Origin of the sequence: Sphaerisporangium siamense (assembly GCF_014205275.1) — a bacterium.
Taxonomy (GTDB): domain Bacteria; phylum Actinomycetota; class Actinomycetes; order Streptosporangiales; family Streptosporangiaceae; genus Sphaerisporangium; species Sphaerisporangium siamense.
Window position 1 is genome coordinate 1,151,709 of the sequence record NZ_JACHND010000001.1, and the last position, 16,450, is coordinate 1,168,158.

The 16,450-nt window shown below is 73.4% G+C and carries 10 protein-coding genes; 8 read left to right on the forward strand and 2 right to left on the reverse strand.

The genetic code is table 11. The annotated features are described in order from the left end of the window. Nucleotides 1-54: 54 nt before the first annotated feature. The 8 genes from BJ982_RS05375 to BJ982_RS05410 all read left to right on the forward strand — a co-directional run bounded on the left by BJ982_RS05375 (nucleotide 55) and on the right by BJ982_RS05410 (nucleotide 14,602). A complete protein-coding gene (locus BJ982_RS05375; RefSeq protein ID WP_184877132.1) occupies nucleotides 55-6,501 on the forward strand; it encodes a non-ribosomal peptide synthetase in 6,447 nt (2,148 codons plus the stop codon). Nucleotides 6,502-6,663: 162 nt separating this feature from the next. Then, nucleotides 6,664-6,876 carry a CbtB domain-containing protein gene (locus BJ982_RS05380; protein ID WP_203959283.1) on the forward strand — a complete coding sequence of 71 codons (213 nt, stop codon included), beginning with the start codon at nucleotides 6,664-6,666 and terminating at the stop codon, nucleotides 6,874-6,876. Nucleotides 6,877-6,894: 18 nt separating this feature from the next. Beyond that, on the forward strand, nucleotides 6,895-7,641 hold the full coding sequence (locus BJ982_RS05385; protein WP_184877137.1) for a CbtA family protein: 747 nt from the start codon (nucleotides 6,895-6,897) through the stop codon (nucleotides 7,639-7,641). 247 nt (nucleotides 7,642-7,888) lie between these two features. Beyond that, the gene (locus BJ982_RS05390; protein WP_184877139.1) at nucleotides 7,889-9,100 is read left to right on the forward strand and encodes an ammonium transporter; all 1,212 of its coding nucleotides are present in this window, start codon (nucleotides 7,889-7,891) and stop codon (nucleotides 9,098-9,100) included. A 30-nt stretch (nucleotides 9,101-9,130) separates the two neighbouring features. Next, nucleotides 9,131-9,892, forward strand: a complete 762-nt coding sequence (locus BJ982_RS05395) for a beta-phosphoglucomutase family hydrolase (RefSeq protein WP_184877141.1) — start codon at nucleotides 9,131-9,133, stop codon at nucleotides 9,890-9,892. Further along, complete coding sequence (locus tag BJ982_RS05400; RefSeq protein ID WP_184877143.1) at nucleotides 9,889-12,261, forward strand: glycoside hydrolase family 65 protein; 2,373 nt, start codon at nucleotides 9,889-9,891, stop codon at nucleotides 12,259-12,261. The genes BJ982_RS05395 and BJ982_RS05400 overlap by 4 nt, the downstream gene beginning before the upstream one ends. Before the next feature lie 99 nt (nucleotides 12,262-12,360). Further along, nucleotides 12,361-13,383: a pyridoxal-phosphate dependent enzyme gene (locus BJ982_RS05405; protein WP_184877145.1), complete on the forward strand. Its 1,023-nt coding sequence runs from the start codon at nucleotides 12,361-12,363 to the stop codon at nucleotides 13,381-13,383. 148 nt (nucleotides 13,384-13,531) lie between these two features. Further along, a complete protein-coding gene (locus BJ982_RS05410; RefSeq protein ID WP_239123287.1) occupies nucleotides 13,532-14,602 on the forward strand; it encodes an ornithine cyclodeaminase family protein in 1,071 nt (356 codons plus the stop codon). 47 nt (nucleotides 14,603-14,649) lie between these two features. Here the strand turns inward: BJ982_RS05410 and BJ982_RS05415 are convergent, their stop codons facing one another. Both BJ982_RS05415 and BJ982_RS05420 read right to left on the reverse strand, forming a co-directional pair. Further along, nucleotides 14,650-15,495 (reverse strand): alpha/beta fold hydrolase, encoded by an 846-nt coding sequence (locus BJ982_RS05415; protein WP_184877147.1) that lies wholly within the window; start codon nucleotides 15,493-15,495, stop codon nucleotides 14,650-14,652. Beyond that, nucleotides 15,495-16,421, reverse strand: coding sequence for a VOC family protein (locus tag BJ982_RS05420; protein WP_184877149.1), 927 nt, complete (start codon nucleotides 16,419-16,421; stop codon nucleotides 15,495-15,497). The genes BJ982_RS05415 and BJ982_RS05420 overlap by 1 nt, the downstream gene beginning before the upstream one ends. Nucleotides 16,422-16,450 lie beyond the last annotated feature (29 nt).

Here is a 16,450-nt window from a genome sequence, read left to right on the forward strand (position 1 = left end):
CTGCCCCCCGGAACGGCCCCCCACGCGACACCCCTTGGAACAGACCCTCACGCGATGCCCCCCGGAACAGACCCCCGTCCGCTGACTCCGGAGGAGGCGGCCCTGTGGCGTCACCAGCGGCGGCACCCGCTCTCCTCGTCCTACAACATCTGCGTGGCGCTGGAGATCGAGGGGCCGGTCGACACGGCGGCGCTCGCCGCGTCCGCCGCCGCGCTCGTCCGGCGCCATCCGTCGTTGCGTACGGCCGCGGACGACGACGGCCTCCACTGGCGGGACGCCGACCCTCCCGTCTGGCGCGCCCCCCGGGTCACGGCGGCCGATCCCGCCTCCTGGGTCCGGGAGGAAGGCGCGGGAGCCGTGCGCGAGGAGGCGCGGCGGCCGTTCTTCCCCGGCCAGGCGCTGCTGCGGACGCTGTACTGGGACCTCGGGCCCGGGGGCGGGGTCCTCCAGCTCACCTTCCACCACTGCGTCTGCGACGGGCTCAGCGTGCGGCTGGCCGTCCGCCAGATCATCGGCGGCTACCGGGACCTGGTGGAGGGCAGGACGGCCCCGGACGCGGAGCCGCCGCCCCTGCCGTACCGGCCGCTCGTCACCCCCGAGGAGGCCCGACGGTTCTGGACGCCGCGCCTGGCCCTGGCCCGGGATGTGCCGGCGCTCGGCCCCGCCGACCCCCGGGCCACGGCGGACACCGGCGTGCTGCTGCGGCGGTTCTGCGACGTGGACGTGCGGGACGTGGCGGCGCCGCGCGCGGCGGCCCTGGGCGTCAGCATGTTCGCCGTGACGCTGGGAGGGCTGGCGGCGGCGCTGGCGCGGTGGAACGGCGAACCGCGGGTGGCGGTCGGGACCCCGTTCAGCCACCGTCCCCCGGCCGAGGACGGCGACGTCGGCTATCGGGTCAGAACTCTGCCCACGCGGATCGAGGTGGCGAAGGGGGACACGCTCGGCTCGCTGGCGGCCCGCGTGGGAGCCGAACTGCGGGACGCGGCCACGCACGCCGACTGGGAGACCGGCGCCGACCTCGGCGCCGCGATGGCCGGCGACTCGGTCGTCGCCGTCAACCTGCTCCAGCCCGCCGGCATGGTCACCCACCACCGGCCGTCCCCGGCCGAGGTCGCCGGCCTGCGCTGGCGGCCGTACCTGCTGCACAACGGCACCGCCAAGTTCCTCATGAACGTCTACGTCGCCGCGTGCGACGGCAAACTGGCACTGACCTTCGAGTGCCGCGCCGGCGGCGAAAGCCGCGAAGAACTGGAATGGCTGGCCGACCTCGCCACCACCACGATCGGCGATGCGTTCACCCTCCCCACAGACCGACCCATCACCACGATCGGCGCCCCAGCCACCCTCCGCGTGGACCAGCCCGCCGCACCGGCTCCCCTCCCTGCGGACCGGATGGTCGCCACGGCCAGGGGGACGACGGTGTCCGCCGTGCGTCCGGACGGGTGGACGCCGCGTGACCTGCTCGCGTGGGCGGCCGGGCGTCCCGATGCCGTCGCCGTCGTGGAGGACCACCCCGGCGGCGCGAGCGCGGCGACCTACGCCCAGATGGCGGAGGCGGTCGAGGAGGCCGCGGGGCGGCTGACGGCAGCCGGGATCGGCCCGGGCCAGGCCATCGCCGTGCGGCTGCCGCGCGGCGCGCCGCTGATCGCCGTGGCGCACGGCGTGCTGATCGCGGGCGGCGTCCTGCTGATGCTCGACCCTGACCTGCCGGCGGCGCGGTCCGAGCACATGCTGGCCGACAGTCGGGCGCGCCTGCTCGTCGAGGAGGACCCGGGCGGCGGGACCTTCACGTCACTGGGACGGCCCCTGCGCGTGACCGCGCTCGGCCCCGGGCCACGGACCATTCCCCTGGAGGACGGCGCCGCCGAGGCGGCCTACGTCATGTACACCTCCGGCTCGACGGGCCGTCCCAAAGGCGTCGCCGTCGGCCGGGAGGCGCTGGCGAACCGGCTGGCGTGGATGCAGCGCGCGTTCCCCGTCGGCCCCGGGGACGTGGTGCTGGCCAAGACGTCGCTCAGCTTCGACGTGTGCCTGTGGGAGCTGCTGTGGCCCACCGCCCACGGCGCGACCATCGTCACGGCCCGGCATGGACGGCACGGAGACGCGGGTTATCTGTCGGACACCATCGCCCGCTACGGGGTGACGGCCGTCCATTTCGTGCCCTCCATGCTGGCCGCCTTCCTCGACGCCGCCGCCGCGCCGATGCCGAGCATGCGCGAGGTGTTCACCAGCGGTGAACCGTTGCCGAGGCCCCTGGCGCACCTGGCGTGGACACGCCTCGGCGCGCGGGTGCACAACCTGTACGGGCCGACCGAGGCGTGCGTCGACGTCACCGCGTGGACGTTCGACCCCGGGGACGGGCGGACGTTCGTGCCCATCGGCCGCCCGATCGACGGCATGCGGGTGCGCGTCCGCGGTCCGGACGGCCGCGAGGTGCCGATCGGCGCCGTCGGAGAGATCGTCGTCGAGGGGGTGGGCGTGGCCCTCGGCTACCTCGGCGGGCCGGCCGGGGAACGCGCCCGGTTCGCCGTCGAGCCGGGCACGGGGCGTCGTTCGTACCGCACCGGCGACCTCGGCCGGTGGCGCGCCGGCCAGGTGCTGCGGTTCCTCGGCCGCCTCGACGACCAGGTGAAGATCAACGGCCAGCGCGTGGAACTGGAGGAGATCGACGCGGTCCTCACCGAGCATCCGGCCGTCTCGGCGGCGGGCGTGCTGTACCGGGCGCAGGTCTCCGGGCCGCGCCGCCTGCACGCGTACCTGGTGCTCCGCGGCGAGGTCTCGGCGGGCGAGCTGCGCGCCCACGCCGCCGGCCGCCTGCCGCGCCCGATGGTCCCGACCCTGTTCACGGCGGTGGACCGCCTGCCGTACCAGGCGAGCGGAAAACTCGCCCGCGCCAAGCTGGACGACCTGACCGGCCGGGACCTTCCCTGGCCGACGAAGCCGGACGGCCTTGCCGGGCGGAACCTCCCCCGGCCCGTTGAGCCGGACGGCGTGGCCGAGCGGGACGGCGTGGCCGGGCGGGACGGCGTGGCCGGGCGGGAGCTCGCCTGGTCTGCCGACCGCGGGGCTCGGGACGGCGCGGCGGTGTACGCCCTGGTGCACGCCCGGGTGGGCGAGCTGCTGGGGCTGGCGGAGGTCCCCTTGGACACCGATCTGTTCCACCTCGGCGTCGACTCCATCAACGCGGTACGGCTGGTGGGGACGCTGCGCGAGGCAGGCGTCGCGGCCGAGGTGGCCGACCTGTTCGAAGCACGGACGCTACGGGCGCTCGCGGCCCGGCTCGACGCGCGCGGCGACGCCCACGAGACCGCGCCGCCTGAGGCCTGGCGGCAGGAGCGCTGGCGCGGTCATCGCGTGCTGCGGCGGTTCCCGTTGGCTCGGCTGCAGATGGGGCTGGTCTACCACCAGGATGTGAGCGGCGACTATCTGACGTACGTCACCGGTTACGAGCTCGACGGTGAGGTGGACTCAGAGCTGCTGCGCGGGGCGATCGCCGAGGCGGCGGGGCGGCATGAGGCCGTGCGCACCGGGTTCGACCTCTCCGCCGAGGGCGGTCCCGAGCAGGTCGTCGTGGACGAGGTCACCACGCGCCTGGTCGAGCACGATCTCACCGCCGCGGGGGACGAGGCGTTCGGCCGCTGGCTGGAACGCGTGCGCCGGGAGCCGTTCCCGTGGGACTCCCCGCCGTTGTTCGGCTTCCACCTGCACCGGCTGGCGCGCGACCGGGCCGTCCTGTCCATCGTGGAGCCGTTCCTGGACGGCTGGAGCGTCGCGGTGCTGGGACGCGACATCCTGGACTCCTACGAACGCGCCCGGTCGGCACGCGCGGGTACCCCTCCCCCGCGCACCGCGCGCGAGCCGGTCGCGGCGATCCCGTCCTACGAGACGTTCGTCGGCCTGGAGCGCGCGGCGGCCGAGGACGAATCGGCGCTGGCCCACTGGCGCGGGGTCGTCACGCGTCCCGGCGTCGCCTGGCGGCCGGCGCTGGCGCCCGACGACCCCGAGACGCCCCGCGCCTGGCACCGCGATGACCACGTGTTCGCCGAGGACGAGCTGCGCGCGCTGCGCGCGGCGGCCTCCGCCTTGCGGGTGTCCCTGCGCACGCTGATGTGGGCCGTCCACATGCGCACCGTCGCGCTGTTCACCGGGCGCCCGCTCACCGGGTCCACACTGGTGGTCAACGGGCGTCCGGAGGTTCCCGGCGGCGAGGCGATGTGCGGGCTGTTCCTGAACTTCATGCCGGTGGTCGCCGAGGTGGGCCGGGACACCACGTGGCGCGATCTGGCCGGCCAGATGGTGCGGGCGGAACAGCTCTCCTGGCGTCACCGGCGCACCCCGTACGCGACGGTGAAGGCCCTGGCGCCCGGATTCGAGCCCTCGACGGTCTTCAACTACACCGAGTTCCACCTCTACCGCGAGCTGATGGGGGACCCGGGCCGGGCGCTCCGCGTCCGGAGCGTCAGCGGGCTGGACCAGACCTACATGGACCTCACGGTGCAGTGCTCCCTGGACGCCACCGGCCGCCGGCTCCGGGTGTCGGTGGAGCACCGCGCCCCGGCCGTCACCGCGGCGGACGCGCGCCGCTTCCTGTCCTGCCTGGTGCACGCCGCCCGCGCGGCGGCGCGCGACGTGGACTCCCCGGTGGACGCCGACCGGCTGCCCCCCGAGGAGCTGGCGCGCGTCACCGCGGCGGGCCGCGGACCGGACCGCGCCTGGCCCGTCGAGCTGACGCTGCCGCGCGCCGTGGACGGGCACGCCGAGGCGCGCCCGCGCGCCGTGGCCGTGGAGGACGCCGCCGAGTCCTACACCTACGCGGAACTGGCGGCGCTGAGCCGGCAGTACGCCGCCGGCATCCTGCGGCACGCGACCGGGCCGCACCCCGTCGTCGGGGTGACGGCGCCCCGCTCCGCGCGCTTCTGGGCCTGCGTGCTCGCCGTCTGGCGGGCGGGGGGCACCTACCTGCCGCTGCCGGACGGGACGCCGCCCGCGCGCCTGGCGGCCATGGCCGCGCGCGCCGGAGCCGAGGTGGTCTTCACCGACCCCCGCCACGCCACCGTCCTGCCCGAGTTGCCGGCGTCCGTGCGGCTGCTCGCCCTGGAAGGGCTGGAAGGGCCCGCGGCCGTGCCCGCGCGACCGCAGGCGGCGTGCGCGTACATCCTGTTCACCTCGGGGTCCACCGGCAGCCCGAAGGGCGTGCGGATTGGGCCTGCCGCGATGGCCAACCACTGGTGGAGCAAGGTGGACCTGCTCGGCCTCGACGAGGGCTGCGTCGTGGCCCAGTCGGCTCCGGCGTCGTTCGACGTCTCCCTGTGGCAGTTCGCGGTGCCGTGGCTGCGCGGCGGGCGGGCCGTCGTACTGGAGGACGACCTGCTGCTGGACCCGGCGCGGCTGTTCGCCCGGCTGGAGGAGCGGGGAGTGCGCCTGTACGAGACGACGCCGAGCCATCTGGCGGCGCTGCTGGACGCGGCCGGGCACCGGGCGACGCCCTGGCCGCGGCCGGGGGGCGCGCTGGACCACCTCATGGTGACCGGTGAGGCGGCCGGTGCCGAGGTGTGCCGCCGCTGGCTCGCCGCGGGCGGCCCGCCGATCGTGAACGCCTACGGCCCGACCGAGTGCGCCGACGACATCACGCACATGGTGATCGACGATCCGGGCATCACCGGCGCCGTGCCGATCGGCCGTCCGATCCCGAACGTCGTCTGCGAGGTCACCGACGAGGCGGGGCGTGTGCTGCCGCTCGGCGTCGAGGGAGAGCTGCGCGTGCGGGGCGCCTGCCTGGGGCTCGGCTATCTGGAGCCGGAGGACGAGGCCGGGCGGTTCCTGCGCGCGGAGGACGGCGAGGTGGTGGCGTACCGCACCGGCGACCGGGCGCGGTTCGGGGAGGACGGCGCGCTTCTCTGGCTGGGGCGGGACGACGGGCAGGTCAAGGTGCGGGGGCGCCGGATCGAGCTGGGCGATGTGGAGGCGCATCTGCGCGGCCATCCCGCCGTCCGTGACGCGGCGGCCGTCGTGCCGGACGGCGGTGGCCGCCTGCGGGCCGTCGTCGTGGCGGGGCCGCCGGGCGTGGACCGCGCCGCGCTGCTGAGGCACCTGTCCGCGCGCGTTCCGTCGTGGATGTTCCCCGACGAGTTCGTCTTCGCCGACGCGCTGCCGCTCACGTCCCACGGCAAGCTGGACCGCGGCGCGCTGGCGGGACCCGGTTACACGGCGGACGCGGGCCGGGCGTCCGGTGCGCCGGCCCGGCCGAGGGCGGAGCTCGGGGAGCTCGCGGGCCTCGACGCGATCGTGGCGGCGGAGTGGGAGGCGATCACCGGGCGTGTCCCCGGGCCGGACAGCCACTTCTACGCCGACGGCGCGGGCTCTTTGGACAGCGTCCGCCTCATCGCCCGGCTCGGCGCGCGCCTCGGCCGCGCGCCGAGCGTCGCCGACCTGCTGGACGCGCCCGTCTACGCCGACTTCGTCGCGCGGCTACGCGGCCGGAATCAGCACCCATTGAGTTAGCCGACCCCGCTATGTACATTATAAGTAATCTAGTCGTGACGCTGTGTCGATCTAGTCCCCGCGACCGGCGCCACCACGGGATCCCGCTGTTTCGGGGGAGTCACTCCGCGTGACACACGGTCCTATCAATCGGTGCATACTGTGACCTCGAAGGAGACGTCCGTGGCACAGACAACCGTCCCCGCGTCCCGGCCATTACCCCTGACCATTCCCATCCAGACGATCATCCCGTGGGCGGTCCTGGCCGCCGTCCTGTCGCTCCTCTTCCTCTACTTCGTCGGCGTCGAACAGGGGGCGTTCTCGCTCTTCGGCGGCCAGTCCGTCCACGAGTTCGTCCACGACGGGCGGCACCTTCTCGGATTCCCCTGCCACTGACCGGCACGGGGAGACACCATGACCATGGGCCCCTTGCTGGTACGCGGAATGCTGGCCGGGCTCGTCGCGGCCGCGCTCGACCTGGTGTTCGCCTGGATCATCGGTGAGCCGCAGGTCAACCTGGCCATCGCCTTCGAGGCGCGGCAGTCCGCCGCCGCGGGCATGGCCGAAGAGCCCGAGCTGATCTCGCGGACCGTCCAGCAGACCTTCGGCCTCGCGGTCGCGGTCGGGCTGTTCGGCGTGGCCGTCGGCGGCCTGTTCGCCGTGGCGTTCGCCGTCGCCTTCGGACGGCTCGGCGCGTTCGGCCCGCGCGCCACGGCGGCACTGCTGGCCGGCGGCGGCTTCGTCGCCGTCGCGCTGGTGCCGTTCCTGAAATATCCCGCCAACCCGCCCGCTGTGGGTTCGCACGACACCGTCGCGACCCGGACCGGGCTCTACTTCGCGCTGGTCGCGATCGCGATCGCCGTCGCGATCGTCTCCGTCCAGGTGGGGCGTCACCTCGCCGCACGGCTCGGCAACTGGAACGCCGCACTGGCCGCCGGCGCGATATCCCTGCTCGTCATCATCGTCTCCTATCTGATCCTGCCGAAGGTCGACGAGGTCTCCGCGAACTTCCCCGCCACGGTCCTGTGGGAGTTCCGCCTCGCGTCCCTCGGCGTGCAGGCCGTCATCTGGACCACGCTCGGTCTGGTGTTCGGCGTGCTCACGGAGCGCTTCCTGGCCTCCCGCACCCGGGCGGCCCAGGTGACCGCGCCGGCGGCCTGACCCGCCGGTCGCGCTCCTTTCCGCGGCCCCGACTCCGGCCACGTCCTCCTCCCCCCCGACGTGGCCGGCCCGGACCCCGACCCCCGCAGGTCACGCGTCCCTCTTCGCGGCGGATACCCGGGAGACGCGCTAATGATCGGCAAAGTAAGTGAGCGCCGCGTTTGCGTGACGGCCGCCTCGGCAACGCAAGCAGCGGGGGCTTCACCACGCGGCCGGGACGGGCGCGGCCGGTGGCGAGGGGGAACGAATGCAGAGCGGTCTGAACACCGGCGACTCCGCCTGGATGCTGGTCAGCACCGCGATGGTGCTCCTGATGACCCCCGGCCTCGCCTTCTTCTACGGGGGCATGGTCCGCTCCAGGAACCTCCTGACCATGCTCTACATGAGCTACATCTGCATCAGCCTGGTGACCATCGTCTGGTTCGCCTACGGCTACGGGCTCGCCTTCGGCAGGGATCTCGGCGGCGCCGGCCTCATCGGGTGGAGCAACTTCCTGTTCAGCGGCATCAGTCCCGGACAGGGCTACGGCCGCATCGCCGCCTACATCTTCGCCGCGTTCCAGGCGACCTTCTCCATCATCACCGTCGCGCTCATCAGCGGCTCGATAGCGGGACGCGCGCGCTTCGGCCCGTGGATCGCCTTCGTCGTCCTCTGGGTCACCTTCGTGTACACCCCGATCGCCCACTGGGTGTTCTCGCCCACCGGCTGGATCAACAAGTGGAAGGTGATGGACTTCGCGGGCGGCCTGGTCGTCGAGCTGAACTCCGGGATCGCGGGGCTGGCGCTGGCGCTGGTGCTCGGCCGCGGCGTCGCCTTCCGGCGCCGGGAGGGGCCGCGCCCGGACAACATCCCGTACGTCCTGCTGGGGCTGGGCCTGCTGTGGTTCGGCTGGTTCGGGTTCAACGCCGGCTCGGCGCTGACCGACGGCGCCCTGGCCTCGCGCGCGTTCGTCAGCACGATGATCGCGGGCTGCGCCGCGCTGCTGACCTGGCGCCTGCTGGAGTGGATCCGCTTCAAGCGGCTGACCCGGCTCGGCTCCTCCAGCGGGGCGCTGGCCGGCCTCGTGGCCATCACCCCGTCGTGCGCGTTCGTCAACGTCACCGGCGCGTTCTTCATCGGGGTGATCGCCGCCATCGTCTGCACCTACGCCGTGGAGATGAAGCTCGTCCTCGGCTACGACGACACGCTGGACGTCACCGGGCTGCACGGGGTGGGCGGAATCGTCGGGGTCCTGGCACTGGGCTTCTTCGCCACCGGCGAGCTGCGTGGAAGTCCCGGCCTGTTCCACGGCGGCTCGGTGGCGGTGCTCGGCAAACAGGCCGCCGCGGTCGGGGCCGTCGGGCTCTACAGCTTTCTCATGACCTACCTCATCGGGACGGTCGTCGACAGGCTGTTCCGCATGCGCATGACGGACGAGGAGCAGGAAAAGGGCTCCGACGCCCACTTCGCCGCGGGCTGATCCCGCCCCGGCCCATCCCAGGAGGAAGCCATGTCCCGGACCGCCCTCGGCCTCCCGGCCCGGATCACGGCCTGCCTCTTCGACATGGACGGCGTGCTCACCAGCACTGTGAAGCTGCACAAGGCGGCCTGGAAGCAGACCTTCGACGCGTTCCTGCGCGAGCGCGAAGGGCCCGGATTCTCGCCGTTCACGGAGGAGGACTACGACCGGCACGTGGACGGGCGGCCGCGCGCCGACGGAGTGCGCGACTTCCTCGCCTCCCGGGGCATCCGCCTTCCGGAGGGACACCCGGACGACCCGCCGGACGCCGACACGGTCAACGGGGTGGGCACCCGGAAGAACGAACTGCTGTTGTCCCTGATCAAGCAACATGGCATCGCGGCGTATCCCGGCTCGCTGACATACCTGCGGGCCGTGCGGGACGCCGGCCTGGCCATCGGCGTGGTCACCTCGTCGCGCAACGCGCCGGCCGTCCTGGAGGCGGCGGGACTGACCGATTTCGTGCACGCCAGGATCGACGGCACGGTGATCGCCGAACGGCACCTGCGGGGAAAGCCGGAGCCGGACTCCTACCTGGCCGGAGCCGAGGCCCTCGGTGTGCGTCCCCCCGACGCGGCGGTCTTCGAGGACGCGCTCGCCGGCGTCGCGGCCGGCCGGGCCGGCGGCTTCGGCTGCGTCGTCGGCGTCGACCGCGCCCACCAGGCGGACGCCCTGCGCGCGCACGGCGCCGACATCGTCGTGAGCGATCTCGCGGACCTGCTCGACCGGCCGGAAGGGGAGGCGGCACGATGATCAGGCACCCGGCGTTCCCCGTCGAGCCCTGGGCCGTGCGGGAGAGCCGGCTGGACCTGGACGTGCTGGCCCAGAGCGAATCGCTGTTCGCGCTGTCCAACGGGCACATCGGCCTGCGCGGCAACCTGGAGGAGGGCGAGCCGCACGGCGAGCCGGGCACCTACCTCGACGGGTTCTACGAGCTGAGACCGCTCCCCTACGCCGAGGCGGGCTACGGGTATCCGGAGTCCGGGCAGACGGTGGTGAACGTCACCAACGGCAAGCTGATCAGGCTGCTGGTCGACGACGAGCCGTTCGACGTGCGCGACGGCACCCTCCACGAGCACGAACGCGTCCTGGACCTGCGCGCGGGCACGCTGTCCCGCAGGCTCCGCTGGAGTTCGCCGACCGGCGGCCAGGTGCGGCTGAGCAGCACGCGGCTGGTGTCCTTCGCCCAGCGCGCGGTGGCCGCCATCCTGTACGAGGTGGAGGCCGTCGGCGAGCCGCGGCACGTGGTCGTGCAGTCGGAGCTGGTCGCCAACGAGACCCTGGGGTGCGCGGCCGGGGACCCGCGGGCGGCCACCCGTCTGGAGTCGCCGCTGGTCCTCGGGGAGAACCTCCCGGCGAAGGACGGCGTGGCGGTCATGGTCCACCACACGCGGGCCAGTGGGCTGCCGGTGGCCGCCGCGATGTGGCACGAGATCGACGGACCTGAGGACATGCGCGTCGACGCGGCGGGCACGGGCGACGTCAACCGGGTGACGATCGCCACGCTCCTCACCCCCGGCCGGCGGCTGCGGCTGGTCAAGTACCTGTCCTACGGCTGGTCGCCCGAACGGTCGCGGTCCGCGCTGCACGACCAGGTCGTCGCGGCGCTGGCCGCCGCGCGCCTGGTGGGCTGGGAGGGGCTGCGCACGCGGCAGCGCCGGTTCCTCGACGACTTCTGGCACGGCGCCGACGTGGAGGTCGAGGGAGACGCCGAGGTGCAGCAGGCCGTGCGCTTCGCGATGTTCCACCTGCTCCAGTCGGCCGCGCGCGTGCAGGACGCCCCCATCCCCGCCAAGGGGCTGACCGGGGCCGGGTACGACGGGCACGCGTTCTGGGACACCGAGGCCTACGTGCTGCCGGTGCTCACCTACACCTACCCGCGGGCCGTCGCGGCGGCGCTGGAGTGGCGGAAGTCCACTCTGCCCCCGGCGAAGCAGCGTGCCGCGCAACTCGGCCTGGCCGGGGCCACCTTCCCGTGGCGGACGATCAACGGCCAGGAGTGCTCCGGGTACTGGCCGGCCGGGACCGCGGCGTTCCACATCAACGCCGCCGTCGCCCACGCGGTCACGCAGTACGCCGACGTCACCGGGGACGCGGCGTTCGAGCGGGACACGGGCCTGCCGCTGCTGGTCGAGACGGCCCGGCTGTGGCGCGCCCTCGGCCACCACACCGCCGAGGGGAGGTACCGCATCGACGGCGTGACCGGCCCGGACGAGTACAGCGCCGTCGCCGACAACAACGTGTACACCAACCTGATGGCGCAGCTGAACCTGCGCGAGGCGGCGGCGGCCGCGGGCCGCCATCCCGACCTGGCCGCACGGCTCGGCGTCACGGAAGAGGAGATCAGGCGGTGGTGTGACGCGGCGGCCGCGATGTCCGTCCCCTATGACGAGCGGCTGGGCGTCCACGCCCAGAGCGAGGGGTTCACCCAGCACGACGTGTGGGACTTCGCCGCCACCACGCCGGAGCGGTATCCGCTGTTCCTCCATTTCCCGTACTTCAACCTCTACCGCCAGCAGGTGGTCAAACAGGCCGATCTCGTCCTGGCCATGCACCTGCGCGGCGACGCCTTCACACCCGAGCAGAAGGCCCGCAACTTCGCGTACTACGAGGCGCTGACCGTCCGGGACTCGTCCCTGTCCGCCTGCACGCAGGCGGTCATCGCCGCCGAGGTGGGACAGCTCGAACTCGCCTACCGCTACCTCGGCGAGGCGGCGCTGATGGACCTGGACAACCTGGAGAGGAACACCCTCGACGGGCTGCACATGGCCTCGCTGGCCGGGGTGTGGATCGCCCTGGTCGCGGGATTCGGCGGCCTGCGCGCGGCCCGCGGCGACCTGTGCTTCGCCCCGCGGCTGCCGCGGGACATCACCCGGCTCGTCTTCCGGCTCCGGCGCCGCGGCAGCCTGCTCCAGGTGAACGTCACGGAGAAGGCCACCACCTACCGGCTGCTGGACGGCCCGCCGGTCGCGCTGACCCACCACCGCGAACGGTTCTCGCTGAAGGGTGAGCCCGTCACCCTGCCCAATCCGCCGGCGCCGGCCGCGGTTCCGCGCGTCCACCAGCCCGCCGGCCGCGAGCCGCTCTCCCGCCGTCCCGACCGGCGGGCCCGCGAGCCCTGACCCACTCCACCTCGCCGGACCCTCGCGCGCATTGACAGCGGATGACGTCCGTGTTCGCATGAAGGGCGGTCGCTCAAGCGCCGGAAACGAGGGCTTGGCATGTCGCGGGTCGACCATGTCTTCGAGCGCACATTACGCCGCACCCCGTTGCGCCACGCGGCGCTGTCGATACGGGGCCGGACCTGCCACTTCGGGCTCAAGCTCGAAGAGCACGGGACCACGGGGTCGGTCAAGGCCCGCACCGCGGTGGCGCTGTTGCGCGCACTGCACCGCGAACGCCCGCTCGAACCGGGCACCGTGGTCGTCGAATCGACCTCGGGGAACCTGGCCCTGGCCATGGCGCACGTCCTGTCCGCCATCGGCTGCCACTTCCTGGCCGTCGTGGACCTGAAGACGCCGCGCGCCACCCGGCGGGCGCTGCGCGACCAGGGCGCCCGGCTCGTCGTGGTGGACGAGGCCGACGGGGAGGGCGGCTACCTGCTGCGCAGGCTCGATGTGGTCCGCCGGATCCGCGCGGAGCATCCGGAGTACCGGTGGCCCAACCAGTACGAGAACCCGGCGAGCCCTCATGTGCACCAGCACAGCACCGGGCCGGAGATCGCCGCCCAGGCGGGGGCCGCGCTGAGCGCCGTGTACGCCCCGGTCTCGACGGGGGGAACATGCGCGGGCATCGCCGCCTTCGTGCGCGAGCACCGGCCCGCCGTCAGGTGCGTCGCCGTCGACGTCACCGGTTCGGTGGCGCTCGGCGGCACCGCCGGGCGGCGGCTCATCCCCGGCATAGGCGCGAGCCGCCGGTCCGCGTTCCTGCGCGGGACCGAGTACGACCGCGCGGCCCACGTGGACGACGTCGAGGCCATCGCCCTCTGCCGGATCCTGCGCGACGACCTCGGCATGATGGCCGGCGGCTCCACCGGGTGCGTCGTGCGCGCGCTGCTGGACGACGTCACCGCGGGCGCGGCGGGGACGTTTCCCGTCTGCCTGGCCGCAGACGGCGGCGCCAAGTATCTCGACACCATCTACTCCGACGGCTGGCTCGAAGAGCAGGGCATCGACGACGCCCTCGGCCGCGCGATAGGACGGCTGCGCGCGGACGGGCTCGCCTTCGCGTGGCGGCCGCCATGACGGACGGCGGGCGTCCACGCGTGCGCGTGCGGCGCTCCCGGTCACACCTTGGAGGTCCCGTCCCGTGGACATCAACCTCCCGGTCACACTCAGGAGGTCTCATCCCGTGGACATCAACCTCCCGGTCATACTCAGGAGGTTTCGTCCCGTGGACTTCGAGCCCCATCCCGGTCACGAGTTCCGCTATCTGACCCGCGCGGACGTCGTCGAAGCGGCCCGCGGTGTGGACGTCGTCGGCGCGGTGGCCGAGGCGCTGGTCCTGCACGGGCAGGGCCGGACGGTCCTTCCCGAAGAGGCGTACCTGGGATGGACGACCCCCGGCGGCGCCGCGGCCCGCTGCCTGGCGATGCCGGGCGCGCTGACCGGAGGGCCGCGGCCGGTGATCGGCCTGAAAACGATCAACGCGAGCCTCGCCAACCCGGACCGGGGCATTCCCCGTTCCCAGGGCTTCACCCTGCTCCTCGATCCGGACACCGCCCGCCCGCTCGCCCTCATGGAGGCCGCCTACGTCAGCGCGATGCGCACTGCGGCGGTCACAGCCCTCGCGGCGCGGCACCTCGCCGTCGCGTCCCCGCGGTCCCTCGCGCTCATCGGCTGCGGCACGCTGGCGCGCGCCCACGCGGCGCTGCTGCTCGACACCGTGCCCACGCTCGAAGAGATCCGCGTGTACGACATCGCCCCGGACCGCGCGCGGAGCCTGCTGGGGTTCGTCGCCGGTCTGCCGCGCGGCGCGCACGTCGCGGCGAAGGCGGCCGAGAGCGCCCGCGCGTGCGTGGCCGGCGCCGATCTCGTCGTCCCCGTCACCACCGTCACCGAGGGGTACATTCCGCCCGGCTGGCTCGAACCAGGCGCACTGGTCGCGCACGTCTCCCTCGACGACCTCACCGAGGAGGCCGTGCTGACCGCCGACCTGCTCGTGGTCGACGACTGGAGCCTGGTACGCGACGACCCACGGCGCCTGCTCGGCCGCATGCACCGCGCGGGAAGCCTCCTCGGCCCGCACGGCGAACCCTGGCCCGGCGCGCCCCCGCGGCCACGCGCCCGGAAGGTGGACGCGTCCCTGGCGGACATCGTGACCGGCCGCCACCCCGGCAGGCGCCGCGAGTCCGACATCGTCGTCAGCAACCCCTTCGGCATGGCGATCCTTGACGTCGCCGTGGCCGCCCGCGTCCACGCCGAGGCCGAGTCCCGGGACATCGGCCGCCTGCTCGGCATCTGAGCCGAGGCCATCGTCCCTGGCGCGGCGGACCGGTCCCGGTGCGCCGGTCAGGTGTTGGCGATGAAGTCGGTGACCAGGCGGTTGAACTCGTCGGCGTGTTCGATCATCGCCCAGTGGCCGCAGCGGTTGAGCAGGACCAGGCGGCTGTCGGGGATGTTCGCCAGCAGGTACAGCGAGGTCTCGAAGGGGACGACGCGGTCGTCGCGGCCGTGGATGAGCAGGGTCGGCACCTGGATGGACGGCAGCAGCTCCGGCTTCACCCACGTAGGGAGCGGAGCCCCCTTCGGGAGGCCGGCCACGTAGTTGCGCAGGTGTTCGGGGCGGGCGAGTGCGGCGTCCGAACGTGCCTGGCACAGCTCGGGAGTGGCGAAGCGGGCCTTGTCGTACACCATGATCTCGACGAGCCGGCGCATGTTCTCCGGGCTCGCGTCGCGGTAGGCCTCGATCAGCACCTTGAGGCCCTCGGACGGGCCGTCGCCCGCGCCGAAGAGCGTGGGCATCCGGCCGACGGGCGGCCCCATGGTGACCAGGTGCGAGATCCGGCCGGGATGCTCGGTGGCCAGCCGCAGCGCGGTCTGGCCGCCCATCGAGTTGCCGACGAACGCCGCCTTCTCGATGCCGAGGGCGTCCAGGAACCCGATCGCGGCCGCCACGTGGTCGAGCTGGTCGACGGTCGCCGGGTCCGACTCGCCCCAGCCGGGCATGTCGACGGCGTACACGTGGAAGTGCCGGGCCAGCGCCTCGATGTTGCCGGCGAAGTTGCTCCACCCGGTGGCGCCGGGCCCGCTGCCGTGCAGCAGGACGACGGGGTGGCCGGAGCCCGCTTCGTAGGAGCGGAGCGTCCAGTCGCCGGTGTGGACGGTGCGCGCGAGGTCGCGGGGGTCGAGGGCCATCAGCGGGACGCTCCGTCCGGCGCGGCGGCGAGCAGCTCGGCGACGGCGCCCGGGGGGCGGTGGCCCCAGCTGTGCAGCTTGTCGAGCGTCCTCACCTCCCACGTCGCGTCGTCGATGATCAGCCCGCCCCAGCCGTACTCGACGCTGAAGCCGGAGGGGGTGAAGACGTAGAAGCTGAACATGTGGTCGTTCGGGTGCATGCCGAGGGTCATCTCGAACGGCTGTCGTGCGTCCATACACCGGTCGTAGGCCGTGCCGACGTCGCGGATGTCGGTCACCTCGACCATGAAGTGATGGGTCTTCTTCGGCGACGGCAGGTCGCCGAAGGCGACGGTGTGGTGGCGGCCGTTGCAGTGCAGGAAGATCAGGTCGGCGACCACGCCCGGGGCCAGTTCCTCGACGATGGTGTCGCTGATCTTGAAGCCGAGCAGGCCGACGTAGAAGCCGAGGTAGGTCTCCCGGGAGACGCCCTGCGCGAGGAGGACCTGGTGACCCGCGCCGCCCGCGCCGGTCACGAAGCCGCCGAGCAGCTTCGCGGACGCGAACGGCGTGGCGGCGTCGGCCAGGCCGGTGACCAGCTCGATCCGGTTGCCCATCGGGTCCGTGGTGACGAAGATCCGCTCCACCTGGCGTGCGGCGGCGAGGGCGGCGTCGCCTTCGGTGACCTCGATCCCGGCCCCGCGCAGCTTCTCGGCCAGCGCGTCGAGCGCGGCGGCGTCCGAGACCTCGTAGCCGGTGGCCGCCAGGTCGTCGGCCGGGCCGCCGGTGACGATCCAGCGGTGCGCCTTCTCGTCGGTGCGCAGCGTGAATCCGTCGCCGGTCCTCGCTCCGATCTGCATGCCCAGCAGGTCGACGGCGAAGCGCTCCCATGCGGCGAGGTCGCTCACCTCGTAGACGACGTAGCCGAGCTCTTTGACTCCGGACATCGGTCTTCTCCTCCTTCTTCGGTGTTCTC